15 protein-coding genes are annotated in these 18988 nt (G+C 73.8%); 9 read left to right on the forward strand and 6 right to left on the reverse strand.

The features are described 5' to 3' along the window. Positions 1-61: 61 nt before the first annotated feature. The 3 genes from HUT12_RS19080 to HUT12_RS19090 are packed head-to-tail and all read right to left on the reverse strand — an operon-like array spanning position 62 to position 2648. Positions 62-1300: a CoA transferase gene (locus HUT12_RS19080; RefSeq protein WP_217706025.1), complete on the reverse strand. Its 1239-nt coding sequence runs from the start codon at positions 1298-1300 to the stop codon at positions 62-64. Continuing rightward, positions 1297-2448: a steroid 3-ketoacyl-CoA thiolase gene (locus HUT12_RS19085; protein WP_176094245.1), complete on the reverse strand. Its 1152-nt coding sequence runs from the start codon at positions 2446-2448 to the stop codon at positions 1297-1299. Before HUT12_RS19085 ends, HUT12_RS19080 begins: the two co-directional genes overlap by 4 nt. Before the next feature lie 5 nt (positions 2449-2453). Then, positions 2454-2648 carry a ferredoxin gene (locus HUT12_RS19090; RefSeq protein WP_131054439.1) on the reverse strand — a complete coding sequence of 65 codons (195 nt, stop codon included), beginning with the start codon at positions 2646-2648 and terminating at the stop codon, positions 2454-2456. A gap of 170 nt (positions 2649-2818) precedes the next feature. On the opposite strand from HUT12_RS19090, the gene HUT12_RS19095 reads away from it, so the two are divergent. The 4 genes from HUT12_RS19095 to HUT12_RS19110 are packed head-to-tail and all read left to right on the forward strand — an operon-like array spanning position 2819 to position 10061. Next, a complete protein-coding gene (locus tag HUT12_RS19095) occupies positions 2819-4414 on the forward strand; it encodes a (2,3-dihydroxybenzoyl)adenylate synthase (RefSeq protein WP_131054440.1) in 1596 nt (531 codons plus the stop codon). Next, positions 4411-5799 carry an FAD-binding oxidoreductase gene (locus HUT12_RS19100; protein ID WP_176094246.1) on the forward strand — a complete coding sequence of 463 codons (1389 nt, stop codon included), beginning with the start codon at positions 4411-4413 and terminating at the stop codon, positions 5797-5799. The genes HUT12_RS19095 and HUT12_RS19100 overlap by 4 nt, the downstream gene beginning before the upstream one ends. Before the next feature lie 47 nt (positions 5800-5846). Further along, the gene (locus tag HUT12_RS19105) at positions 5847-6077 is read left to right on the forward strand and encodes an acyl carrier protein (protein WP_131054442.1); all 231 of its coding nucleotides are present in this window, start codon (positions 5847-5849) and stop codon (positions 6075-6077) included. Positions 6078-6104: 27 nt separating this feature from the next. Beyond that, on the forward strand, positions 6105-10061 hold the full coding sequence (locus HUT12_RS19110; protein ID WP_176094247.1) for a non-ribosomal peptide synthetase: 3957 nt from the start codon (positions 6105-6107) through the stop codon (positions 10059-10061). Between the two features lie 64 nt (positions 10062-10125). Here the strand turns inward: HUT12_RS19110 and HUT12_RS19115 are convergent, their stop codons facing one another. After that, complete coding sequence (locus HUT12_RS19115; RefSeq protein ID WP_176094248.1) at positions 10126-11130, reverse strand: acyl-CoA dehydrogenase family protein; 1005 nt, start codon at positions 11128-11130, stop codon at positions 10126-10128. Positions 11131-11292: 162 nt separating this feature from the next. On the opposite strand from HUT12_RS19115, the gene HUT12_RS19120 reads away from it, so the two are divergent. Together HUT12_RS19120 and HUT12_RS19125 are read left to right on the forward strand one after the other, a co-directional pair. Then, a complete protein-coding gene (locus tag HUT12_RS19120) occupies positions 11293-12120 on the forward strand; it encodes a cyclopropane-fatty-acyl-phospholipid synthase family protein (RefSeq protein WP_131057681.1) in 828 nt (275 codons plus the stop codon). 51 nt (positions 12121-12171) lie between these two features. Beyond that, on the forward strand, positions 12172-13176 hold the full coding sequence (locus tag HUT12_RS19125; RefSeq protein ID WP_176094249.1) for an MBL fold metallo-hydrolase: 1005 nt from the start codon (positions 12172-12174) through the stop codon (positions 13174-13176). Positions 13177-13264: 88 nt separating this feature from the next. Here HUT12_RS19125 and HUT12_RS19130 read toward each other — a convergent pair whose 3' ends face one another. Together HUT12_RS19130 and HUT12_RS19135 are read right to left on the reverse strand one after the other, a co-directional pair. Further along, complete coding sequence (locus HUT12_RS19130) at positions 13265-14692, reverse strand: FAD-binding oxidoreductase (protein ID WP_131057485.1); 1428 nt, start codon at positions 14690-14692, stop codon at positions 13265-13267. 42 nt (positions 14693-14734) lie between these two features. Then, the gene (locus HUT12_RS19135; protein WP_236146040.1) at positions 14735-15223 is read right to left on the reverse strand and encodes a VOC family protein; all 489 of its coding nucleotides are present in this window, start codon (positions 15221-15223) and stop codon (positions 14735-14737) included. 116 nt (positions 15224-15339) lie between these two features. Between HUT12_RS19135 and HUT12_RS19140 the strand changes: the two genes are divergently transcribed. Genes HUT12_RS19140 through HUT12_RS19150 form a run of 3 tightly spaced genes read left to right on the forward strand, consistent with a single transcriptional unit; the run spans position 15340 to position 18955 of the window. After that, positions 15340-16716: an LLM class flavin-dependent oxidoreductase gene (locus HUT12_RS19140; RefSeq protein WP_176094250.1), complete on the forward strand. Its 1377-nt coding sequence runs from the start codon at positions 15340-15342 to the stop codon at positions 16714-16716. Between the two features lie 3 nt (positions 16717-16719). Beyond that, positions 16720-17856 carry an acyl-CoA dehydrogenase family protein gene (locus tag HUT12_RS19145; protein WP_131056750.1) on the forward strand — a complete coding sequence of 379 codons (1137 nt, stop codon included), beginning with the start codon at positions 16720-16722 and terminating at the stop codon, positions 17854-17856. A 16-nt stretch (positions 17857-17872) separates the two neighbouring features. Then, positions 17873-18955 carry an acyl-CoA dehydrogenase family protein gene (locus HUT12_RS19150; protein ID WP_176094251.1) on the forward strand — a complete coding sequence of 361 codons (1083 nt, stop codon included), beginning with the start codon at positions 17873-17875 and terminating at the stop codon, positions 18953-18955. Positions 18956-18988: the final 33 nt, after the last annotated feature.

Below are 18988 nucleotides of genomic sequence, written 5' to 3' on the forward strand. Positions count from 1 at the left end.
CTCCACTGACGCGTATGTTGTATCTGTTCCGCGCCAACATACTGACCCACCGGCGACGGGGTCAGCAAGTGGTGTCGTATGTTTTTTTTGCCACCTCGACGGGCACCGGACCGAGCTCGTCGAGCACCTGCGCGGTGTGCTGCCCGGGCGTCGGCGCGCCGTGCCGTACCCGGGTCGGGGTGCGGGAGAACTTCGCCGCCGGACCGACGATCGGCGCGATGCTGCCGTCGCTGAGCACGGTGGGTTGCAGCATCTCCCGCTGCGCCAGGTACGGATCGGCGGCCACCTCGGCCACGCTGCGGACCCGGGAGACGGTCAGACCCCGCGCGACCAGCGCGGCGACCACGGCGTCCGCCGGCCGTCCCCGACACCACCCGGCCACCGTGGCGTCCACCTCGACCCGGTTGGCCAGTCGGTCGGCCGCGCGCCCGAACCCGGGGGCCCGCGCCAGCTCCGGGCGATCCATCGCCTCGGCCAGTTCCCGCCAGTGCCGGTCCAGCGCGACGGCCAGGTAGACCTGCCCGTCGGCGCAGTCGTAGACGTTGGACGGCACCACGAAGTCGGTCTGGTTGCCCCACCTGTCGGGCGGGCGGCCGGCGGCAGCGAGGGTGTGCAGGCCGGCGCTGCCGGCGAGCATGGCGTCGAACATCGCCACGTCCACGTGCTGCCCCTCGCCGGTCCGCGCCCGGTGCCAGAGGGCGCCCAGCGCCCCGATCGCCCCGTGCAGGCCGGCCAGCTCGTCGGCGAGGAACGTCGGCGCCCGGACCGGACCGGCCCCGGGCGGCCCGTTGAGCGCCATCCACCCGCTGGCCGCCTGCACGATCGGGTCGTAGGCCGCCTCGGTACGCCGGTCGCCGTACTGGCCCCAGCCGGAGATCGAGACGAAGACCAGGTCGGGACGGACGGCCCGGCACTGCGCCCAGCCCACCCCCCACCCGTCGAGCGTGCCGGGGCGGTAGTTCTCCACCACCACGTCGGCGGTGCTGACCAGTCGCAGGAAGGTCTCGCGTCCGGCCGGCTCCCGCAGGTCGAGCCCGGCGCTGCGTTTGTTGCGGTTGACCGTCTGCCGGAACCAGGACAACCCGGTCCCGGGGATCCGGGGCGGCACCTCGCCGTCGCGCCCGTGCGGCAGCTCCACCCGGATCACGTCGGCGCCCATGTCGGCCAGGATCGCGCTGGTCAGCGGGCCGGACCAGACCTTCGTCACGTCCAGCACCCGGACCCCGTCCAGGGGTCCGGCCAGATCGTCGCGGGCCTCGCGATAGAAGTCCCCGGCGTCGTGCCCGTGCACCGCGCTCACATCCGTTGCAGGATCGAGGCGGTGCCCAGCGCGCCACCGCAGCACATGGTGACCAGGGCCAGTTCCCGGTCGGTGCGTTCCAGCTCGTGCAGCGCGCTGACCAGCAGCCGGGTGCCGGAGGCGCCCAGCGGGTGACCCAGCGCGATCGCGCCGCCGTTGACGTTGACCCGTTCCGAGTCGGCGTCGTGTGCCGCCGTCCAGCCGAGCACCACCGCCGCGAACGCCTCGTTGACCTCGGCGACGTCGATGTCGGACAGTCGCATCCTCGCCCGGTCGAGGATCTTGCGGGTGGCCACCACCGGTCCCTCCAGCAGCAGGGCCGGATCGGAGCCGGTGACCACCTGGTGTAACAGGCGGGCGCGCGGGCGCAGCCCGAGCGCGGCGGCCCGCTCGGCCGACATCCAGAGGATCGCCGCCGCGCCGTCGGAGATCTGCGAGGTGCTGCCCGCGGTGTGCACGCCGCCCTCGACGGTGGGTCTCAACCCGGCCAACCCGTCCGGTGTGGTCTCGCGCAGTCCCTGGTCCCGGGTCACCTCGACGGTGCCGCCGTCGGGCGTGGGGGCGCGGACCGCGACCACCTCGGCGTCGAAGCGTCCCTGTGCCCAGGCCGCCGCCGCGCGCCGCTGCGACCGCAGCCCGTACGCGTCGGCGGCGGCCCGGTCGACGCCGTACTTGGCGGCGATCCGCTCCGCGCCGCCGAACTGCGCCTTGGGCGGGTCGTCCCACGGGTAGTCGTCGGTCTTGTAGTGGCCGGGCCCCTGGTAGAGGTTGGTGCCCACCGGCACCCGGGTCATCGACTCCACCCCGCAGGCGATCCCCACGTCGATCGCCCCGGCGGTGATCAGCGCCGAGACCAGGTGGTTGGCCTGCTGCGCCGAGCCGCAGGACACGTCCACGGTGGTGCAGGCGACCTCCGGGTCCAGCCCGGTGCTCAGCCAGGCGTTGCGGGTCACGTTCAGGCTCTGCTCACCGACCTGGGTGACACAACCGCCGATGATCTGGTCCACCGCCGAGGCCGGCAGCCCGACCCGGTCGAGCACCTCCCGCTGCACGGTACGCAGCAGCTCGACCGCCTTGAGTCCGCGCAGCCATCCGTCCCGCCGGCCGATCGGGGTCCGCACCGCCGCGACGATCACCGCCTCCGCCACGGCGCTCACTCCCCCCGCAACGACAGGGCGAGCTTCGGGCAGCCGCGTACCGCCGTCTCGACCTGCGGCACCTGCTCCGCCGACGGCTGCTCGACCAGCACGTACATCAGGTCGTCGTCCCGGATCTCGAACACCTCCGGGGCGCTGTCGGCGCAGACCCCGTGACTGTCACAGCGGTCGTAGTCCACGACTATCCACATCGTCTTCTCCCACGCTTCGGGTTGACCGGGGCACGCCCACGATAGATGACGCATGTAGGATTCGCCGACCAGAAACAACAGACACTTGCGCGAGAGAAGAAACGTCGCATAGCGTCGGGCGGTCCGCTCCGGCGGGAAGCTTTCCCGATGGCACGTCCTGGAGGCCGAGCATGCTGACCGGATGCGTCCCCTGGCCCGACGAGTTCGCCCAGCGCTACCGCCGAGACGGCATCTGGCGTGGCGAGGTGCTGGGTGACCTGCTGCGACCCTGGGCCGCGCGGGACCCGGACCGGACCGCGGTGGTGACCCGGCACAGCCGGCACAGCTACCGCGAACTGGACACCCGCGCCGACCGGCTGGCCGCCGGGCTGGTCGCGCTCGGCATCGGGCCCGGTGACCGGGTGGTCGTGCAGCTACCGAACACCCCCGACTTCGTAGTGACGTGTGTGGCGCTTTTCCGACTCGGTGCGCTGCCGGTGCTGGCACTGCCCGCCCACCGCCGGGCGGAGCTGGTCTACCTCGCCGAGTACGCCGACGCGGTGGCACTCGTGGTGCCCGACGTGGTGGCCGGCACCGACCACCGGGACCTGGCCCGGGCGGTACGCCAGGCGGTGCCCACGGTCCGGCACGTGCTGGTGGCCGGCGAGCCGCAGGAGCTGACCGCGCTGGGCGACGTCGACGCGGAGCCGGTGGACCTGCCCGCCCCCGACCCGTCGGAGGTGGCGTTCTTCCTCCTCTCCGGCGGCACCACCGGGCTGCCCAAGCTGATCCCGCGCACCCACGACGACTACGCGTTCCAACTGCGCGCCACCGCCGAGGCGATGGGCTTCGACGAGCACGGGGCGTACCTGGCCGCGCTGCCGGTGGCGCACAACGCCGCACTGGGCTGCCCCGGCGTGCTGGGGGCGCTGCGGGCCGGCGGTCGGGCCGTACTCGCCGCCAGCCCCGCACCGGACGAGGTCTTCCCGCTGGTCACGGCCGAACAGGTCACGCTGACCACGCTGATGCCGGCGCTGCTGCCGGTCTGGACCGAGACGGCCGGCATCTTCGGCGCCGACCTGTCGAAGCTGGTCATCGAGGTGGGCGGCGCCACGCTCAGCCCTGAGGTTGCCCGCCGGGTGCGCCCGGCCACCGGCGCCACGCTGACCCACTGGTTCGGGATGGCCGAGGGGGTGCTCTGCTTCACCCGCCCGGACGAGGGCGACGAGGCCGCCGCCACCAGCCAGGGCACCCCGCTGAGCCCCGCCGACGAGCTGCGGGTGGTGGACGAGGCCGACCGCGACGTGCCCGACGGCGAGGTCGGCGAACTGCTCGCCCGGGGTCCGTGCACGCTGCGCGGCTACTACGCGGTGCCCGAGCACAACCGCACGGTCTTCACCGCCGACGGGTTCCTGCGCACCGGTGACCTGGTCCGCCGCGACGCCGCCGGGCGGCTGGTCGTGACCGGTCGGATCAAGGACGTGGTGAACCGGGGCGGCGAGAAGATCTCCGTCGACGAGGTCGAGGCCCACCTGATCGCGCACCCGGCGGTGCGTACCGCCGCCGTGGTGCCGGTGCCGGACACACGCCTCGGCGAGAAGACCTGCGCGGTGATCGTCGCCCGGGACACCCCACCCGCCCTCGGGGACCTGCACGACTTCCTCCGCGAGCGCGGACTCGCCGACTTCAAGCTGCCCGACCGGCTGCACGTCGCGCCCGCGCTGCCGTACACGCCGGTCGGCAAGATCGACCGGCGGGCGCTGGCCCGCGAGGTGGCGGCGGCGTGACCCGCCCACCGCCGGTCGCCGGCACCACCGACCGGGTGCTCTGGCTCGACTCACTGCCCGCCGACCAGCTCGCCCTCCGTCCGCCGCTGGACGGCGACACCAGCGCCGACGTGGCGATCGTCGGCGCCGGCTACACCGGCCTGTGGACCGCGTACTACCTCAGCGTGCACCGCCCCGAGCTGTCCGTCGTGGTCGTCGACGCCGGCCGGGCCGGGTTCGGGGCCTCCGGGCGCAACGGGGGCTGGTGCACCGCCGAGATGCCGGCGCTGCTGCCGGGTCTGATCCGCCGGCACGGGCCGATGGCCGCGATGCGGCTGTACCGGGCCGGTCAACGCACCCTCGACGAGCTGCGCAAGGTGTTCGCCACGGAGGGCATCGACGCGCACTGGCGGCACGACGGTTCGCTCTACGTGGCCCGCAGCGCGCCCCAGGTGGACCGGCTGCGCGGCTGGCAGGAGGTGCGGGACAAGCTCGGCATCACCGGGCTCACGCTCACCGTCGGGCCGTCGGCCGCCGCGCAGATCGGTCTGACCGGGGTACGCGCCACCGCGTACACACCGCACTGCGCCGCCGTGCAACCGGCCCGCATCGCGCGCGGCCTGCTCGCCGCCGTCGAACGTCGCGGGGTCCGGGTCGTCGAGCGGACCCGGGCCCTGCGGATCGCCCCGGGACTGCTGGTCACCGACTCCGGTACGGTGCGCGCCAGGTCGGTGCTCTGCGCCACCGAGGGGTACACCGGCCGACTGCCCGGCCACGCCCGCCGGGTGCTGCCGCTGCACTCGTACGTGCTGGCCACCGAGCCGCTGGACGACGCGGTGTGGCAACGCCTGGGCCTGACCGACCACCGGACCGTCGCCGACGGCCGCTACCAGTTCGGCTACCTGCAACGCACCCTCGACGACCGGCTGGTGCTCGGCGGGCGCGGCGCGTACTACCGGTTCGGTTCGGCCGCCGACCGTGGCCGGGGCGCCGACCGCCGGGCGCACGACCGGCTCCGCCGCACCCTCGCCGAGCTGCTGCCCGACCTCGCCGACGTGCCGGTGTCGCACCGGTGGAGCGGGGTGTACGGGTTGCACCGGCACACCGAACCCGAGGTGGTCTACGACCGGGACACCGGGCTCGGGCACGCCGGCGGCTACGGCGGCGAGGGCATCGCGCTGAGCAACCTGGCCGCCCGGTCGCTGGCCGCGCTGGTGGCCGGCGCCAGCCGCCCGGAGACCCGGCTCTGCTGGGTGGACAACGCGTCCCGCCGGTGGGAACCGGAGCCGTTGCGGTTCATCGGCGTCCGGGGCGTGAGCGCGGTCGCCACCGGAGCCGACCACTACGAGCACCGCACCGACCGGACGGCGCCCCTGGCCCGGCTCGCGCTACGCGCCATCGTGTGAGCCAGCCGACCAGCGGTGCGCCCCCGACCAGCGACGAGGAGCCTGGCATGGACGACCTGCAGAGGATGCGCAAGGTCTGGGAGTTCATCTTCCAGCAGTCGATCACCGACGACGCCGACTTCTTCACCGATCTCGACGGCGACTCGATGGCCGCTGCCGCCCTCGTGCACCACGTCGCCGAGGAGTTCGGTGTCTCGCTGCCCCTGTTCGAGGTCTTCGACCGCCCGACGCCCGCGGAACTGCTCGTGGCCGTACGGGAACAGCTCACGGTCGGCTGACCGCCGGCCACCCCAGCGAGGAGCACGATGGACCAGCTCACGGCAACCGGGTTCGGACTCAGCGACCTCCAGCAGGCGTACCTGATCGGCGAGCTGGGTGACTTCCAGCTCGGCGGTCCCGCGCTGTTCTACGAGGAGTACGCCGCACCTCCCTTCGACACCGACGCGTTCGCGGCGGCCGTGCACGCCCTGCTCCGCCGGCATCCCATGCTGCGCTGCGCGGTCGGCGAGGACGGCCAGGTGCGGATCCTGGACGATCCGCCCTCCCCGCTGTCGATCCGGTCGCTGCGCGGTGAACCCGTCCACCGCCGCGCCGAACTGCTGGCCGCCGGTCGCCGGGAACTCTCCGGCGACGGACCCCCGCTGACCGGGCCGGCCGCCTTCCGCATGCTCGTCTGGTGCGACGACGGCGAGTACCTGGTGCAGATGGCCGGGCGGCTGATCGTCTTCGACGGGCAGTCCGGCGAGGTCTTCGCCCAGGAGCTGCGGACCCTGCTCGCCGGTGGGGAGCTGGCACCACTGGAGTTCACCTACGAGCGGTACCGCCGGGAACTGGACCAGCGCCGGGACGGCCCGGAGTACGCGGCGGCCCGCCGGTACTGGACCGACCGGCTCGACGACCTGCCCGGGGCGCCGGAGCTGCCGCTACGCCGGGGCGGGCGGCACGACGGTCCGCTGGTCCGGCGCGTCTTCACGCTGCCGGTGGCGGTGACCGACGCGTTCACCGCCGCGCTGCGCCGCCGTCGGCTCACCCCGACGATGGCGGTGGCCGCCGCGTTCGCCCAGGTGCTGCGGCACTGGAGCCGCCAGGACCGGTTCACCGTCAACATCATGTACGGCGAGCGGCTCAACCTGCACCCGGACGTGTCCCAGCTGATCGGCAGCTTCGCCAGCACCCTGCTGCTGGAGTGCTCACCCGCCGGCGGGGAGAGCGACTTCGCCGCCGACGCCGCCGCACTGCGCGGCCGGATGCTGCGCGACATGGCACAGGGCGCGTTCAGCGGGGTGTCGGTGATCCGGGAGCTGAACCGCCGCTCCGGGACGGTCTCCGGTGCCCGGATGCCGGTGGTGTTCACGAGCATGCTCGGGCTCGGCTCCGACACCGACCCGGTCTTCCTGGAACTGCTCGGCTGGCAGCGCCGTGAGTCGCTGGTCCGCACCCCGCAGGTCGCCTTTGACCACCAGGTGTTCATGCGGTCCGGGGAGATGGTGTTCAGTTGGGACACCGCCGACGGGCTCTACCCGCCCGGAATGGTCGACGACATGTTCGCCGCGTACCGGGACCTGCTCATCGACCTGGCCGGCGACGACGCGGCCTGGTCGGCGGCGCGCGGTGACCGGCTGACCCCGGCGCGGCAGCTCGCGGTCCGGGCGCAGGCCAACGACACCGCCGCCGAGGTGGCCGCGCAGACCCTGCACGGCGGTTTCCTGGCCCAGGCCCGCCGCACCCCGGACGCCGACGCGGTGGTCACCTCCGCCGGCACCGTGACGTACCGGCGACTGCGGGAACGGGCGGGCGCGGTGGCCGCCGCGCTGCGGGCCGCCGGACGCGGCCCGGGTGACCTGGTCGCGGTCGTCGCCGAGCGGGGCGCGGACCAGATCGCCGCGCTGCTCGGGGTGCTGATGAGCGGCGCGGCCTACGTGCCGGTCGCGCCCGCCTGGCCGCTGCCGCGCCGGGCGCAGATCCTCACCGGAGCGGGCGTACGCGCGGTGCTCGGCGACACCGACGACGACCTCGACGGGGCCCCCGCCGACGCGGTCCGCTGGCGGCTGTCCGACCTGCCCGCAGGTGACCTGCCCGACGCCGGGGTCACCGACGAGCCGGAGGCCCTGGCGTACGTCATCTTCACCTCCGGCACCACCGGCACGCCGAAGGGCGTGATGATCCGGCACCAGAGCGCGGCGAACACCATCGTGGACGTCAACACGCGCTTCGGTGTCGGGGCCGCCGACCGGGTGCTGGCCGTCTCGGAGTTCACCTTCGACCTCTCCGTGTACGACGTCTTCGGTCTGCTGGCCGTCGGCGGCGCCGTGGTCGTCCCCGATCCGGGTCAGGCCCGCGAGGTGGTGCACCTGCACGAGCTGGCCGTCCGGGCGGGCGTGACGGTGTGGAACTCGGTGCCGGCCTACCTGGCGATGTTCGTCGACTACGTCCGGGCGGCGGCGGACCGCGCGCGCCCGGAGCCGCTGCGGGTGGCGATGGTCAGCGGGGACTGGGTGCCGTTGTCGCTCGGCCGCGAACTGGCCGAGATCGCCCCGAGGGCCCGGTGCATGGCGCTCGGCGGGGCCACCGAGGCGTCGATCTGGTCGAACTGGTTCGACGTGCCCGCCCGGGTGCCCCCGGAGTGGACCAGCGTGCCGTACGGCTGGCCGCTGCGGAACCAGCGCTTCCACGTCCTGGACTCCCGACTCGCCCACCGGCCCGACTGGGTGCCCGGTGACCTGTACATCGCCGGGCGGGGGCTGGCCGACGGGTACCTGCACGCGCCGGAGCTGACCGCCGCCGCCTTCGTCACCCACCCGGTCACCGGCGAACGGCTCTACCGCACCGGCGACCTGGGCCGGTACCGCCCGGACGGGGTGATCGAGTTCCTCGGCCGCGACGACCCGCAGGTGAAGATCAACGGCTTCCGGGTGGAACTGGGTGAGATCGAGGCGGCGCTGGTCGCGCAGCCGGGGGTGACCGACGCCGTGGTGGTCGCCCGCCGGGGCGAGCGGGGCGCGTCGCTGGTCGCCTTCGTGGCCGCCGAGGCGGCGAAGCCGGACCTCGCCGACGAGGTCCGCGCGGCGCTCGGCGCGACGCTGCCCGCGTACCTGGTGCCGCCGGTGATCGAGGTACGGGAGGCGTTGCCGCTGACCGGCAACGGCAAGGTGGACCGGGCCGCCCTGGTCGCGGACGCGGCCGGTCTGGCACCGGGCGGCGGACGGTTCCGCGCCCCGCACACCGCCACCCAGCGGCGACTGGCCACGCTCTGGTCGGACCTGCTCGACCTGCCCTCGGTCGGCGTCGACGACCCGTTCTTCGCCCTCGGCGGCAGCTCGTTGCAGGCGGCGCAACTGATGAACCGGGTCGAGCGGGAGTTCGGCAGCCGGCTCCCGTTGGCCGCCCTCTACCAGCACCGGACCGTCGCCGAGCTGGCCCGTCTGCTCGACGAGCGGGACGCGGGCGCCGGGGCGTCGCCGGTGCAGTCGCTGGCTCCCGGTGACGGCACGCCGGTCGTGCTGATCCACCCGGTCGGCGGCGACCTGCTCTGTTACCGCGAGCTGGTCGCGCGGCTGCCGGAGGGCTGGCCGGTGCTGGGGGTCGCCTCGCCCGCGCTGGACGGTACGGCCACCGTGCCGCCGACCCTGACCGAGCTGGCCCGCGCCTACCGGGACGCGCTGAGCGCCACGCTGCCGGCGGACACCCCGGTACGCCTGGTCGGCTGGTCGCTCGGCGCGGTGCTGGCCTACGAGGTGGGTCGGCAGTTGACCGAGGCGGGGCGTACCTGCACGGCGGTGCTGATCGACCCCTGGGTCGGCCCGCCCGGCACGGTCGCCGAGCCGAGCGCCGCCGAACTGGTCCGCGCGTTCCTGACCGACGTGACCCGGGGCGAGGTGGACGAGAACGCCCCGGTCGACGCGGACGCCTCCGGGGTGGAGGCGTTGCGGGCGGCCTGGCCGCAGGTGGCCGCCGCCCGCCCGGAGCTGGCGTCGCTGGGCCTGGACTCGGCCGAGCGGCTGTTCGGGGTCTTCGCCGCGCACACCCGGGCGCTGGTGCGCTACCCGGTGCCGGCGGCACCGGGCCTCACCGTGCACCTGCTGGAGGCCCGGACCGCGCTGGGCGGCGCGGCCGGCGGCTATCTGGTGCCGTTGGGCGAACGGCTTCCCGAGGGTGCCGTGACGACCCGCCGGCAGGTGACCGGCGACCACTTCGCGGTGACCGATCCGGTCATGGTGGCGCCGACCGCCGCCGTGGTGACCGACGTCCTGACCGCGTCCTGACCGACGGACGCCCGGGGTACGGAATCCGTACCCCGGGCGCGTGGTCGGCGGGTGGTGCGGTGGTTCAGCCCCGGTGCAGCCGCGCGATCAGATCGGCGCGGATGCCCGGACGGGTGCCGAAGACCAGCAGGAACAACGCCTCCCGCATCAGCCGCTCGGCCGGGCCGTGCCGCAGCACGGCGGCGCTGCCCGTGGTGGTGGCCAGCAGGCCGGCGGCCCGCAGGGCCAGGGCGGCGGCCGCGCCCCGGGCCGAGGGCAGGTCCTGCGGGCCGGCGGCGTCGAGGGTCGCCCGGCACTCGTCGATCGCCGCGTCCAGCGGGCTCGGCCCGATCAGCCGGGCGCAGCGGGTCGCCACGCCCAGCGGCAGCGATCCGTTGAACCGCAGGGTGGCCGGGTCGCGTTGCAGGTAGACCGCGTGCGGGACGGTGCCGGTGACCCGGTGCTCCGGCACGAAGTGGCCGGTGAAGGTGACCTGCACGGTGCGGCTGGCCGCCACCGCGACCATGTCGACGGGCGTGACGCTGAGGGTGTCGCTCTCGGTGGCGTCCAGCAGCGACCAGACGAGCGTGTCCGAGGCGTCCCGGGCGGCGGTGAACAGGGTGTCGACCAGGCCCCACCCGGTCACCCAGGAGGCGGTGCCGTGCAGCAGCCAGCCGCCGTCGACCGCCTCGGCGCGTACCGCCGGCGGGCCGGGCCGGGTGGCGGAGAGGATGGCCAGCCCGGCGCGCCGCTCGCCCCGGCACAGCGGCTCCAGCCACTGGTCGGAGATGCCGGGCCGCTGGCTGTGCGTCGCCGCCATCACCGCGCTGTGGTGTTGCGCCCAGACGAACGCCGTGCTGAGGCACCCGCTGGCGATGATCTCCAACGCGCGGGCCGCCGTCTCGGTCTCCTCGGCGGCCATCTCGCTGAACTGCGGCGGGCCGGCCAGACCGTAGAAGCCTTCGGCGGCGAGCAGGTCGAGGTGGGTGGCCGGGACGGTGTCGGCGGCGTCGACCTCCTCCGCCGTCGGGAACAGCACCTCCTCGGCGATGCGCTCCGCGCGGTCCAGCACCTTGGCAGAGTTGCTCATCAGTCGGTCCACCGTCCGTTCCGTGGTCAGTCGGTGTGGGTTCTGCGCACAGCCTAACGAAGACACCACCGGCGGCCTAGAAGCTACATAAAGACAGTGTTGTGTTTGCTGCAAACGACGGACACTATGCTGAGATACGTCAATCCACGGGGGAGGTCGCAGGTGACCGAAGATCCGGCAACACGGGCCGAACGGGTCGGCTTGTTCTACGATCTGATGGGCCCGTTCCTCGACGCCGTCTACGGCGACAACCTGCACTACGGCTACTGGTCGGACGAGCACGACCCGGCAGGCGTCGCGCAGGCGCAGGCACGGCTCAACGACGAACTCGCCAAACGGCTCGCGGTCGGGCCGGGCGACCACGTCCTGGACGTCGGCTGCGGCACGGGCGGACCCAGCCGTCACGTCGCCCGGGTGACCGGCGCCGAGGTCAGCGGTGTCTCGCTCAGCGGTCGACAGGTCGACCGGGCCGGTGAGCTCACGGCCGAGGAGGGGCTGGCCCACCGGGTCCGCTTCACCCGGGCCGACGCCACCGCCCTGCCGTACCCGGACCGGTGGTTCGACGCGGCACTGCTGCTGGAGGTGCTGGTGCACGTGCCGGGCAAGGCCCTCGCGCTGCGCCAGGCACACCGGGTGCTGCGCCCCGGCGGGCGGCTCGTCCTCGCCGAACTCACCCTGGCCCGGCCGATGGACGACGCGCAGGCGCGGATCTGGTCGGCGATGCCGATGTCGATGCCGCCGACCGTGCCGACCTACGTCGAGCTGGTCCGCGAGGCCGGCTTCGAGGTAGTCGACGTCGTCGACGCCGGGGCCCACGTCCGCCGCTCCCACCAGGCCACCCGGGAGGCGGTGGCGCGGGAGCGCGAGCGCCTCGCCGGCACGTACGGGCCCCGGGTGTTGCGCCAGCTCAGTGACGCGGTCCTGGACCTCCAGGCGGTCGCCGAGTCCTGCCTGGGCTACCTGCTGCTCACCGCGCACAAGCGAGAGTGACGTGCGCCGGCCCGGCGTCCGGTGCCGACCCCACTACCCGAGGAGGAACCCGTGTACCGACCACGCGCCGTGCACCGCGCTCTCGCCCGGCTCACCGGGGCACCCCGCGGGCGTGACTGGCCCGGTGGTTTCACCGACCGGCTCACGCACCCCGTGCCCGGCCCGGCGGCGGTGCTGCGGCTGATGCGCGAGCGTGGCACCCGCCCGGTCGGCGCGACCGGTGGCCGGGTGCCGGTGGTGGAGGAGGCGGTGCCCCGGGTCGGTGCCGGGCAGGCCGCGGTGACCTGGATCGGTCACGCCACCTGCCTGGTGCAGCTCGGCGGCCGGGCGGTGCTGACCGATCCGGTCTTCGCCGAAAAGATCCCGGGAACGCCGCGCCGATACACCCCGCCCGGGGTGTCGTGGGAGTCGCTGCCACCGATCGACGCGGTGGTGATCAGCCACAACCACTTCGACCACCTCGACGAGCCGACCGTCCGCCGGCTGCCCCGGGACACCCCGGTGCTGGTACCGGCCGGGTTGGCCTGGTGGTTCCAGACACGGGGTTTCCGCCGGGTGGTGGAGCTGGACTGGTGGGAGTCGACCGTCGTGGGCGGCGTACGGTTCGACTTCACCCCGGCGCACCACTGGAGCCGGCGGGGCCTCTTCGACACCTGCCAGAGCCTCTGGGGCGGTTGGTTGATGACCTCGGAGGAGACGCCGACCCACCGGGTCTTCTTCGCCGGTGACTCGGCGTACGGGCCGGCCTTCGCCGAGATCGGCGCGCGCTTCCCCGACATCGACGTGGCGTTGCTGCCGGTCGGCGCGTTCCGGCCGCGCTGGTTCATGAAGCCGCTGCACATGGACCCGGCCGAGGCGGTGCGCGCGTGCGGCGACCTGGGGGCGGAACGGATGGTCACCATCCACTGGGGCACGTTCGCGCTCTCCGCCGAGCCGGTGCTGGCCCCGGTCGAGCTGGCCCGCAAGGCGTGGGCCGAGTCGGGCCGCCCGGCGGACGCCCTCTGGGACCTGGCGGTCGGGCAGAGCCGGCAGTTCGGCACCACCGACCGGAGCTGAACAGGCGGCCCGGCCGGCGGTGGCCGGCCGGGCCGCCGGTCCAGCGTGGTTCCCGGCCGTCGGCCGGGCCGCTGCGCGGTGCGACGGGTCAGCGGCTGGCGCCGGCGGCCCGGCGTGCGGCACGTCCGGCGAAGAACGACCGGGGCGCCAGCGCGGCCGGGTGCGGCAGCATCAGCGGCAGGCGGTCACCGGTCTCCTGCCGCCAGATGAACAGGTGCGCGCCCTTGTCGCCCATCGCGCCCTTGGCGAACTTCGGCTGGTTCACGGTCACGTACGCCAGGTCGGTGTACTCGGTGTCCCGGCGCAGCACCAGATCCCGCAGGATCTTGCCGCCGGTGTGGCTGGGCGCGATCCCGTTGCCGGTGTAGCCGTGCCCGTACACCAGGCCGTCGTCGGTGCGGCCGAACTGCGGGATGAAGGTGCGGCTCCAGCCGATCGGGCCACCGAAGGCGTGACTGAACCGGACGTCCCGCCAGGCCGGGAAGAAGCGGGCGAAGGACTCCCGCAGCGCGGCGTGGGCGGCGTCGTTGCGCAGGTGGGAGCGGTCGGTGTTCCGCTGGTCGTAGTAGTACCACCGGCCGCCGGACCAGACCACCCGGTTGTCGGCGGTGAGCCGGGCCGCGTGGGCGAAGGACAGCGAGTTGCTGACCCCCTCCCGGCCGGGCCAGGCCACCCGGGAGAGCTGCGCGTCGGTCAGCGGTTCGGTCACCATCAGGTAGTTCCACACCGGCATGACCTTGGTGTGGGTCTGGGCGAAGCTGTGCTGCCAGGCGTTGGTCGCCAGGACGACCTCGTTGGCGGTGACCGTGCCGGTGGGGGTGGTCACCCGGTAGCGTCCGCCGACCTTGCGGATCTCGGTGACCGGGGTCCGCTCGTGGATGTCCACGCCCTGCTCGCGGACGACGCGGGCCAGGCCCTGCACCAGTCGGTGCGGGTTGACCAGCGCGCCGGTGGTGCGCAGCGCGCCGAGCACCTGCGGGGAGCCGATGCGTTGCTGCGCCTCGTCGCGGTCCAGCAGCTTGAACGATCCGCGCAGGCCGGTGCGTTCGCTGCGCTTGACCTGGAGTTCGAGCCGGGCCAGCTGCTTGCGGTCGGTGACCACCTGGAGCACGCCGTTCATCGCGAAGTCGGCGTCGATGCCGTACTGGCGGCAGAACCGCCCGATGTCGATGATCGACCGGGCGCCGCTGCGGTAGACACCCGCGGCCTTCTCCCGGCCGTAGTACCAGAGCAGCCGGCGCAGCACCTTGCCCGCGGTCAGCCCGACGAAACCGCCGTTGGCACTGGACGCGCCGCCGCCGACCGCCTCGGCCTCCAGCACCTTGATGTCGGCCGAGGGCTCGGCCTCGGCGAGGAAGTGCGCCGCCCACAGGCCGGTGTAGCCCGCGCCGACGATGCAGATGTCGCAGCTCGCGTCACCGTCGAGGGGTTCGCCGACCTCGACCGGCTCGGTGTCGTGCCAGTAGACGGTGTTCCGGGTCTCTTCCACGTCGCTCTCCAAGTCGTCGGCCCGCACCCACTATCCATAGTGTGTGTTGTGTTCGGCAAGACCCGACAGTCAATGCCCGTCGGCGGCCACCCGCGCCGCCCGTTCGGCCCGACGCTGCTGGCGCAGCCGGTCCATGAAGTAGTCGGCGTTGAGCCAGTAGAACTCCAGCCAGATGTTGTCCGGGTCGCGCAGCCAGATGCCGTAGCCGGCCTCCAGGAACAGTTCGCGGACGCCGGAGTGCTCGGCGCCGACGGCGTCCAGGTGCGTGGCCCACTCGTCCAGGTCGGCCATCTCGGGGACGTGGTAGCCCAGGTGGTGCAGGCCCACCCGACGCTCGTCGAAGGGGGCCGGGTCGGGCTCGACGGCCTGGCCGAGCACGATCGAGGAGAGCGACCCCCGGTGCACCAACGTCCGGAAGGTGAACCCGGACTCGGCGGGTGTCGCGTCGCGTACCGGCGTGAAGTCCATGACCCGGCAGTACCACTCGGTGCTGCGGTCCAGGTCGCGGACGGTCAGGTTGACGTGGTTCCTGCCATTGAGTTTAGGCACATGACGCATCATAGATGCTTCACTTGTATCTTGGGTGTGGCGTGTTGTTACCGGCAACCGGTAGCGTGTCGTCACCTGGCAGCGCGCTGCCCGTACCGGGCCGGAACGGATGTGAGGAACCGGGCATGCATCTGAACGTGTTCACCCAGTGCTCGCCGTCACCGCAGTTCAAGGGCATGTGGCGGCTCCCCGGCGACCGGACGGCCACCGGATACCGGTCGCTGGACTACTGGATCTCCCGGGCCCGCCAACTGGAGGCGGCCTGCATCGACGCGTTGTTCTTCGCCGACATCCACGGCGTCTACGACGTCTACCGGGGCTCCTGGGCACCGGCGGTGCGACACGCGGTGCAGATCCCCTCGATCGACCCGGCGCTGCTGCTGTCGGCCGCCGCGGCGGCGACCCGACACCTCGGCTTCGCGATCACCTACTCCACCACCTACCACTCCCCCTACGAGTGCGCCCGACTCTTCTCCTCGCTGGACCACCTCACCGGCGGACGGGTCGGCTGGAACATCGTCACCTCCTACCTGCGCTCGGCCACCGCCAACGGCCTCGGCGAGTACCTCGACCACGACGAGCGCTACGAGCGGGCCGACGAGTACGTCCAGGTCGCCCGCGCTCTGTGGGAGGAGAGCTGGGACGCCGACGCGGTGGTCCGCGACGCCGAACGCGACATCTTCACCGACCCGGACCGGGTCCGCCAGATCGACCACGAGGGCCGCTGGTTCAGCGTCCGGGGTCCACACCAGTGCGAGCCGTCCCCGCAGCGCACACCGGTGCTCTACCAGGCCGGCTCCTCGCCCCGGGGCATCGAGTTCGCCGCCCGGCACGCCGAGGTGGTCTTCCTGACCCTGGCCGATCCCGCCTCGGGGGCGGAGCCGGTGGCCGCCCTGCGCGCGGCGGCGGCCCGGCACGGCCGGGACCCCGGCATGGTGAAGGCGTTGCAGGGCGGCATGGTCATGATCGGGCGGGACCGGGCCGAGGCCAAGGCCAAGGCGGAGGCGTACAACACGCTGTGGAGCAGCGAGGGGCAGCTCGCCAAGTGGTGCGGGTGGATGGACATCGACCTCGCCGCCTTCCCCGACGAGACCCCGGTGGACGAGATCCGCAGCCAGGCCAGTCACTCCTTCCTCGGCTTCCTGCGCAAGCTCAGCCCGGACCGCACCTGGACGGTCGGGGACGTGAAGTACCTGGTCTCCCGCCCCCGCCGGCCCCGGGTGGACGCCCCGGTGACGTTGTTCGGCACGCCCGAGCAGGTGGCCGACCGGATGGAGCAGTGGCTGACCGTCGCCGACGTGGACGGTTTCAACCTGATCCCCTGCCCGCCCTCGGACGGCATCGACGACATCTGCGACCTGCTCGTGCCGGAGCTGCAACGGCGGGGCCTGTTCCGGACCGCGTACGACCCGGCGGAGACGACGCTGCGCGAGCGGTACTTCGGCGCCGGGGTGAGCACCTACCGCGACCCGTCGCGCGCCGTGACCGCGCGGGAGGGCTGAGCGATGCACCTGCGTGACACCCCGCAGGAAGCCGCGTTCCGCCGTGACCTGCGCGCCTGGTTGGCCGAGCAGGTGCCCCGGCACCGCGACGGCGGCGCACCCGGTGACTGGACCAAGGCGTTGCACGCCGCCGGCTACACCGGACTGACCTGGCCGGCCGCCTACGGCGGGCGGGGGCTGCCCCCGACCTACCAGGGCATCTACGCCGAGGAGAGCGCGCTGGCCGAGGCACCGGACCACAGCAACGTGATCGGCCTGGGCATGGTCGGACCCACCATCGTCTCGCACGGCAGCCCCGAGCAGCAGCAACGCTTCCTGGAACCGATCCTCTCCGGCGCGTACGTCTTCTGTCAGGGCTTCTCCGAGCCGGACGCGGGCAGTGACCTGGCCGCGGTGCGGACCCGGGCGACGGCCACCGCCGACGGATGGCGGGTCACCGGCGAGAAGGTCTGGTCGTCCTACGCCCACCAGGCCGACTGGTGTCTGCTGCTGGCCCGCACCCAGCCCGACTCCACCGCGCACACCGGCCTGACCTGCCTGCTGGTCGACATGCGCAGCCCCGGGGTGCAGGTGCTGCCGCTGCGGCAGAGCACCGGCGACGCCGACTTCAACCAGATCGTGCTCGACGACGTGCTGGTGCCCCGCGACTGCGTGCTGGGGCCGGTCGGCGAGGGCTGGCGGATCGCGATGACCACCCTCGCCCACGAACGCGGCACCTTCGGCATCACCCTCACCGCCCGGCTGACCGTCGAGTTCGACCGGCTGCTGCGCACCGTCCGCGACCTCGGGCTGGCCGACGACCCGACGGTCCGCGCCGAGCTGGCCGAGCTGCACGTGCAGTTGCAGGCCCTGCGCTGGACCGGTCACCGGACGATGGCCACGCTGGCGCGGACCGGCAAGCCCGGCCCGGAGAGCTCGGTGCTCAAGCTGCACTGGTCGGTCACCAACCAGCGGCTGGCCGCGTTCGCGCTGCGGCTGCTCGGCCCGGCGGCCGTGCTCGACGGCCCGGACAGCCACGCCGCCGGCCACTGGCAGCACCTGCGGTTGCGCAGCCGCGCCAACTCGATCGAGGGCGGCACCTCCGAGATCCTGCGCGGCATCATCGCCGAACGCGTGCTCGGCCTGCCCCGCACCCGGTGACCCGGAGAGGATGACCATGGACTTCGCCCTCACCGACGACCAGCGTGACCTGGCGTCGGCCGCCGCCCGGCTGCTCGCCGACCGGTACCCGGTCGACCGGGTCGCCGCGCTCGCCGAGTCGGGCGACGCCGATCCGGACGGGTGGCCGTACCTGCGCCGGCAGGGCTGGTGCGACCCGGAGCTTCCGGTGGTGGAGAAGGGCCTGCTGGCCCAGGAGGCCGGGTACGCGCTGGCCGCCGTCGGCTGGTGGAGCACGGTCGGCCTGGCCCACCCGGTCCTCGTGGCGGCCGGGCGTGACCTGCCGACGGGTCCGCTCACCCTGGCCTGGCAGGACGACCCGGACACCGGCCAGGGCACCCGCGCCGAGCAACGCGCCGGCACCTGGCGGCTGACCGGCCGACGCGGCCTGGTGACCGAGGCGGCGGGGGCCACCGCGCTGGTGGTCGCCGCCGACACCGACACCGGCCCGGCCCTGTTCCTGGTGGGTGCCGCAGCCGACGGGCTCACCGTCGCGCCGCAGCCCGCCCTGGACCGGCTGCGTGGCGCCGCACTGCTGCGCCTGGTCGACACCCCCGCCGAGATGCTGGTCGGGCCGGAGGCCGCCGAGCGGGTGCTGACCGACGCGCGCCGGCACGCCGGCACGTTGCTGGCCTGCGAGGCCGTCGGCGTCGCCCGCCGAGCCCTGGACCTGGCCCGCCGGCACGCGCTGGACCGGGTGCAGTTCGGCCGACCGATCGGGGCGTACCAGGCGGTGGCGCACCGGCTGGCCGACGGGTACGTGGCGCTGGAACTGGCCACCTCGCTCGCGCTGCGGGCCTGCTGGCTGGTCGGCGCCGGTCCGGACGACGCGGCACCGGACGAGATCGCCCAGGCGTACGCCGAGGCCGTCGTGGCGGCCCGGCAGGCCGCCGTACGCGCCTGCGAGGACGCCATCCAGGTCACCGGCGGGCTCGGCGCGACCTGGGAGTACCCGCTGCACTGGTGGTACCGCCGGGCGCTCTGGCTGGACAGCTTCGACACGCCGACCGCAGACCATCTCGCCACCCTCGCCGGTCACCTGCTGCACGGGCGGGCGCAACCGGCACGGCCGGCCGCGTGACCCCACCGGCCGACGGCGCACCGACCGAGACCG

It is taken from the genome of Verrucosispora sp. NA02020, from assembly GCF_013364215.1.
GTDB lineage: Bacteria > Actinomycetota > Actinomycetes > Mycobacteriales > Micromonosporaceae > Micromonospora.

Excerpts from the sequence above, each read along its gene's own strand:
- HUT12_RS19090 (WP_131054439.1), bottom strand. The coding sequence starts at position 2,648 with ATGTGGATAGTCGTGGACTACGACCGCTGTGACAGTCACGGGGTCTGC.
- HUT12_RS19095 (WP_131054440.1), top strand. The coding sequence starts at position 2,819 with ATGCTGACCGGATGCGTCCCCTGGCCCGACGAGTTCGCCCAGCGCTAC.
- HUT12_RS19105 (WP_131054442.1), top strand. The coding sequence starts at position 5,847 with ATGGACGACCTGCAGAGGATGCGCAAGGTCTGGGAGTTCATCTTCCAG.
- HUT12_RS19110 (WP_176094247.1), top strand. The coding sequence starts at position 6,105 with ATGGACCAGCTCACGGCAACCGGGTTCGGACTCAGCGACCTCCAGCAG.
- HUT12_RS19115 (WP_176094248.1), bottom strand. The coding sequence starts at position 11,130 with ATGAGCAACTCTGCCAAGGTGCTGGACCGCGCGGAGCGCATCGCCGAG.
- HUT12_RS19135 (WP_236146040.1), bottom strand. The coding sequence starts at position 15,223 with ATGCGTCATGTGCCTAAACTCAATGGCAGGAACCACGTCAACCTGACC.
- HUT12_RS19140 (WP_176094250.1), top strand. The coding sequence starts at position 15,340 with ATGCATCTGAACGTGTTCACCCAGTGCTCGCCGTCACCGCAGTTCAAG.
- HUT12_RS19145 (WP_131056750.1), top strand. The coding sequence starts at position 16,720 with ATGCACCTGCGTGACACCCCGCAGGAAGCCGCGTTCCGCCGTGACCTG.
- HUT12_RS19150 (WP_176094251.1), top strand. The coding sequence starts at position 17,873 with ATGGACTTCGCCCTCACCGACGACCAGCGTGACCTGGCGTCGGCCGCC.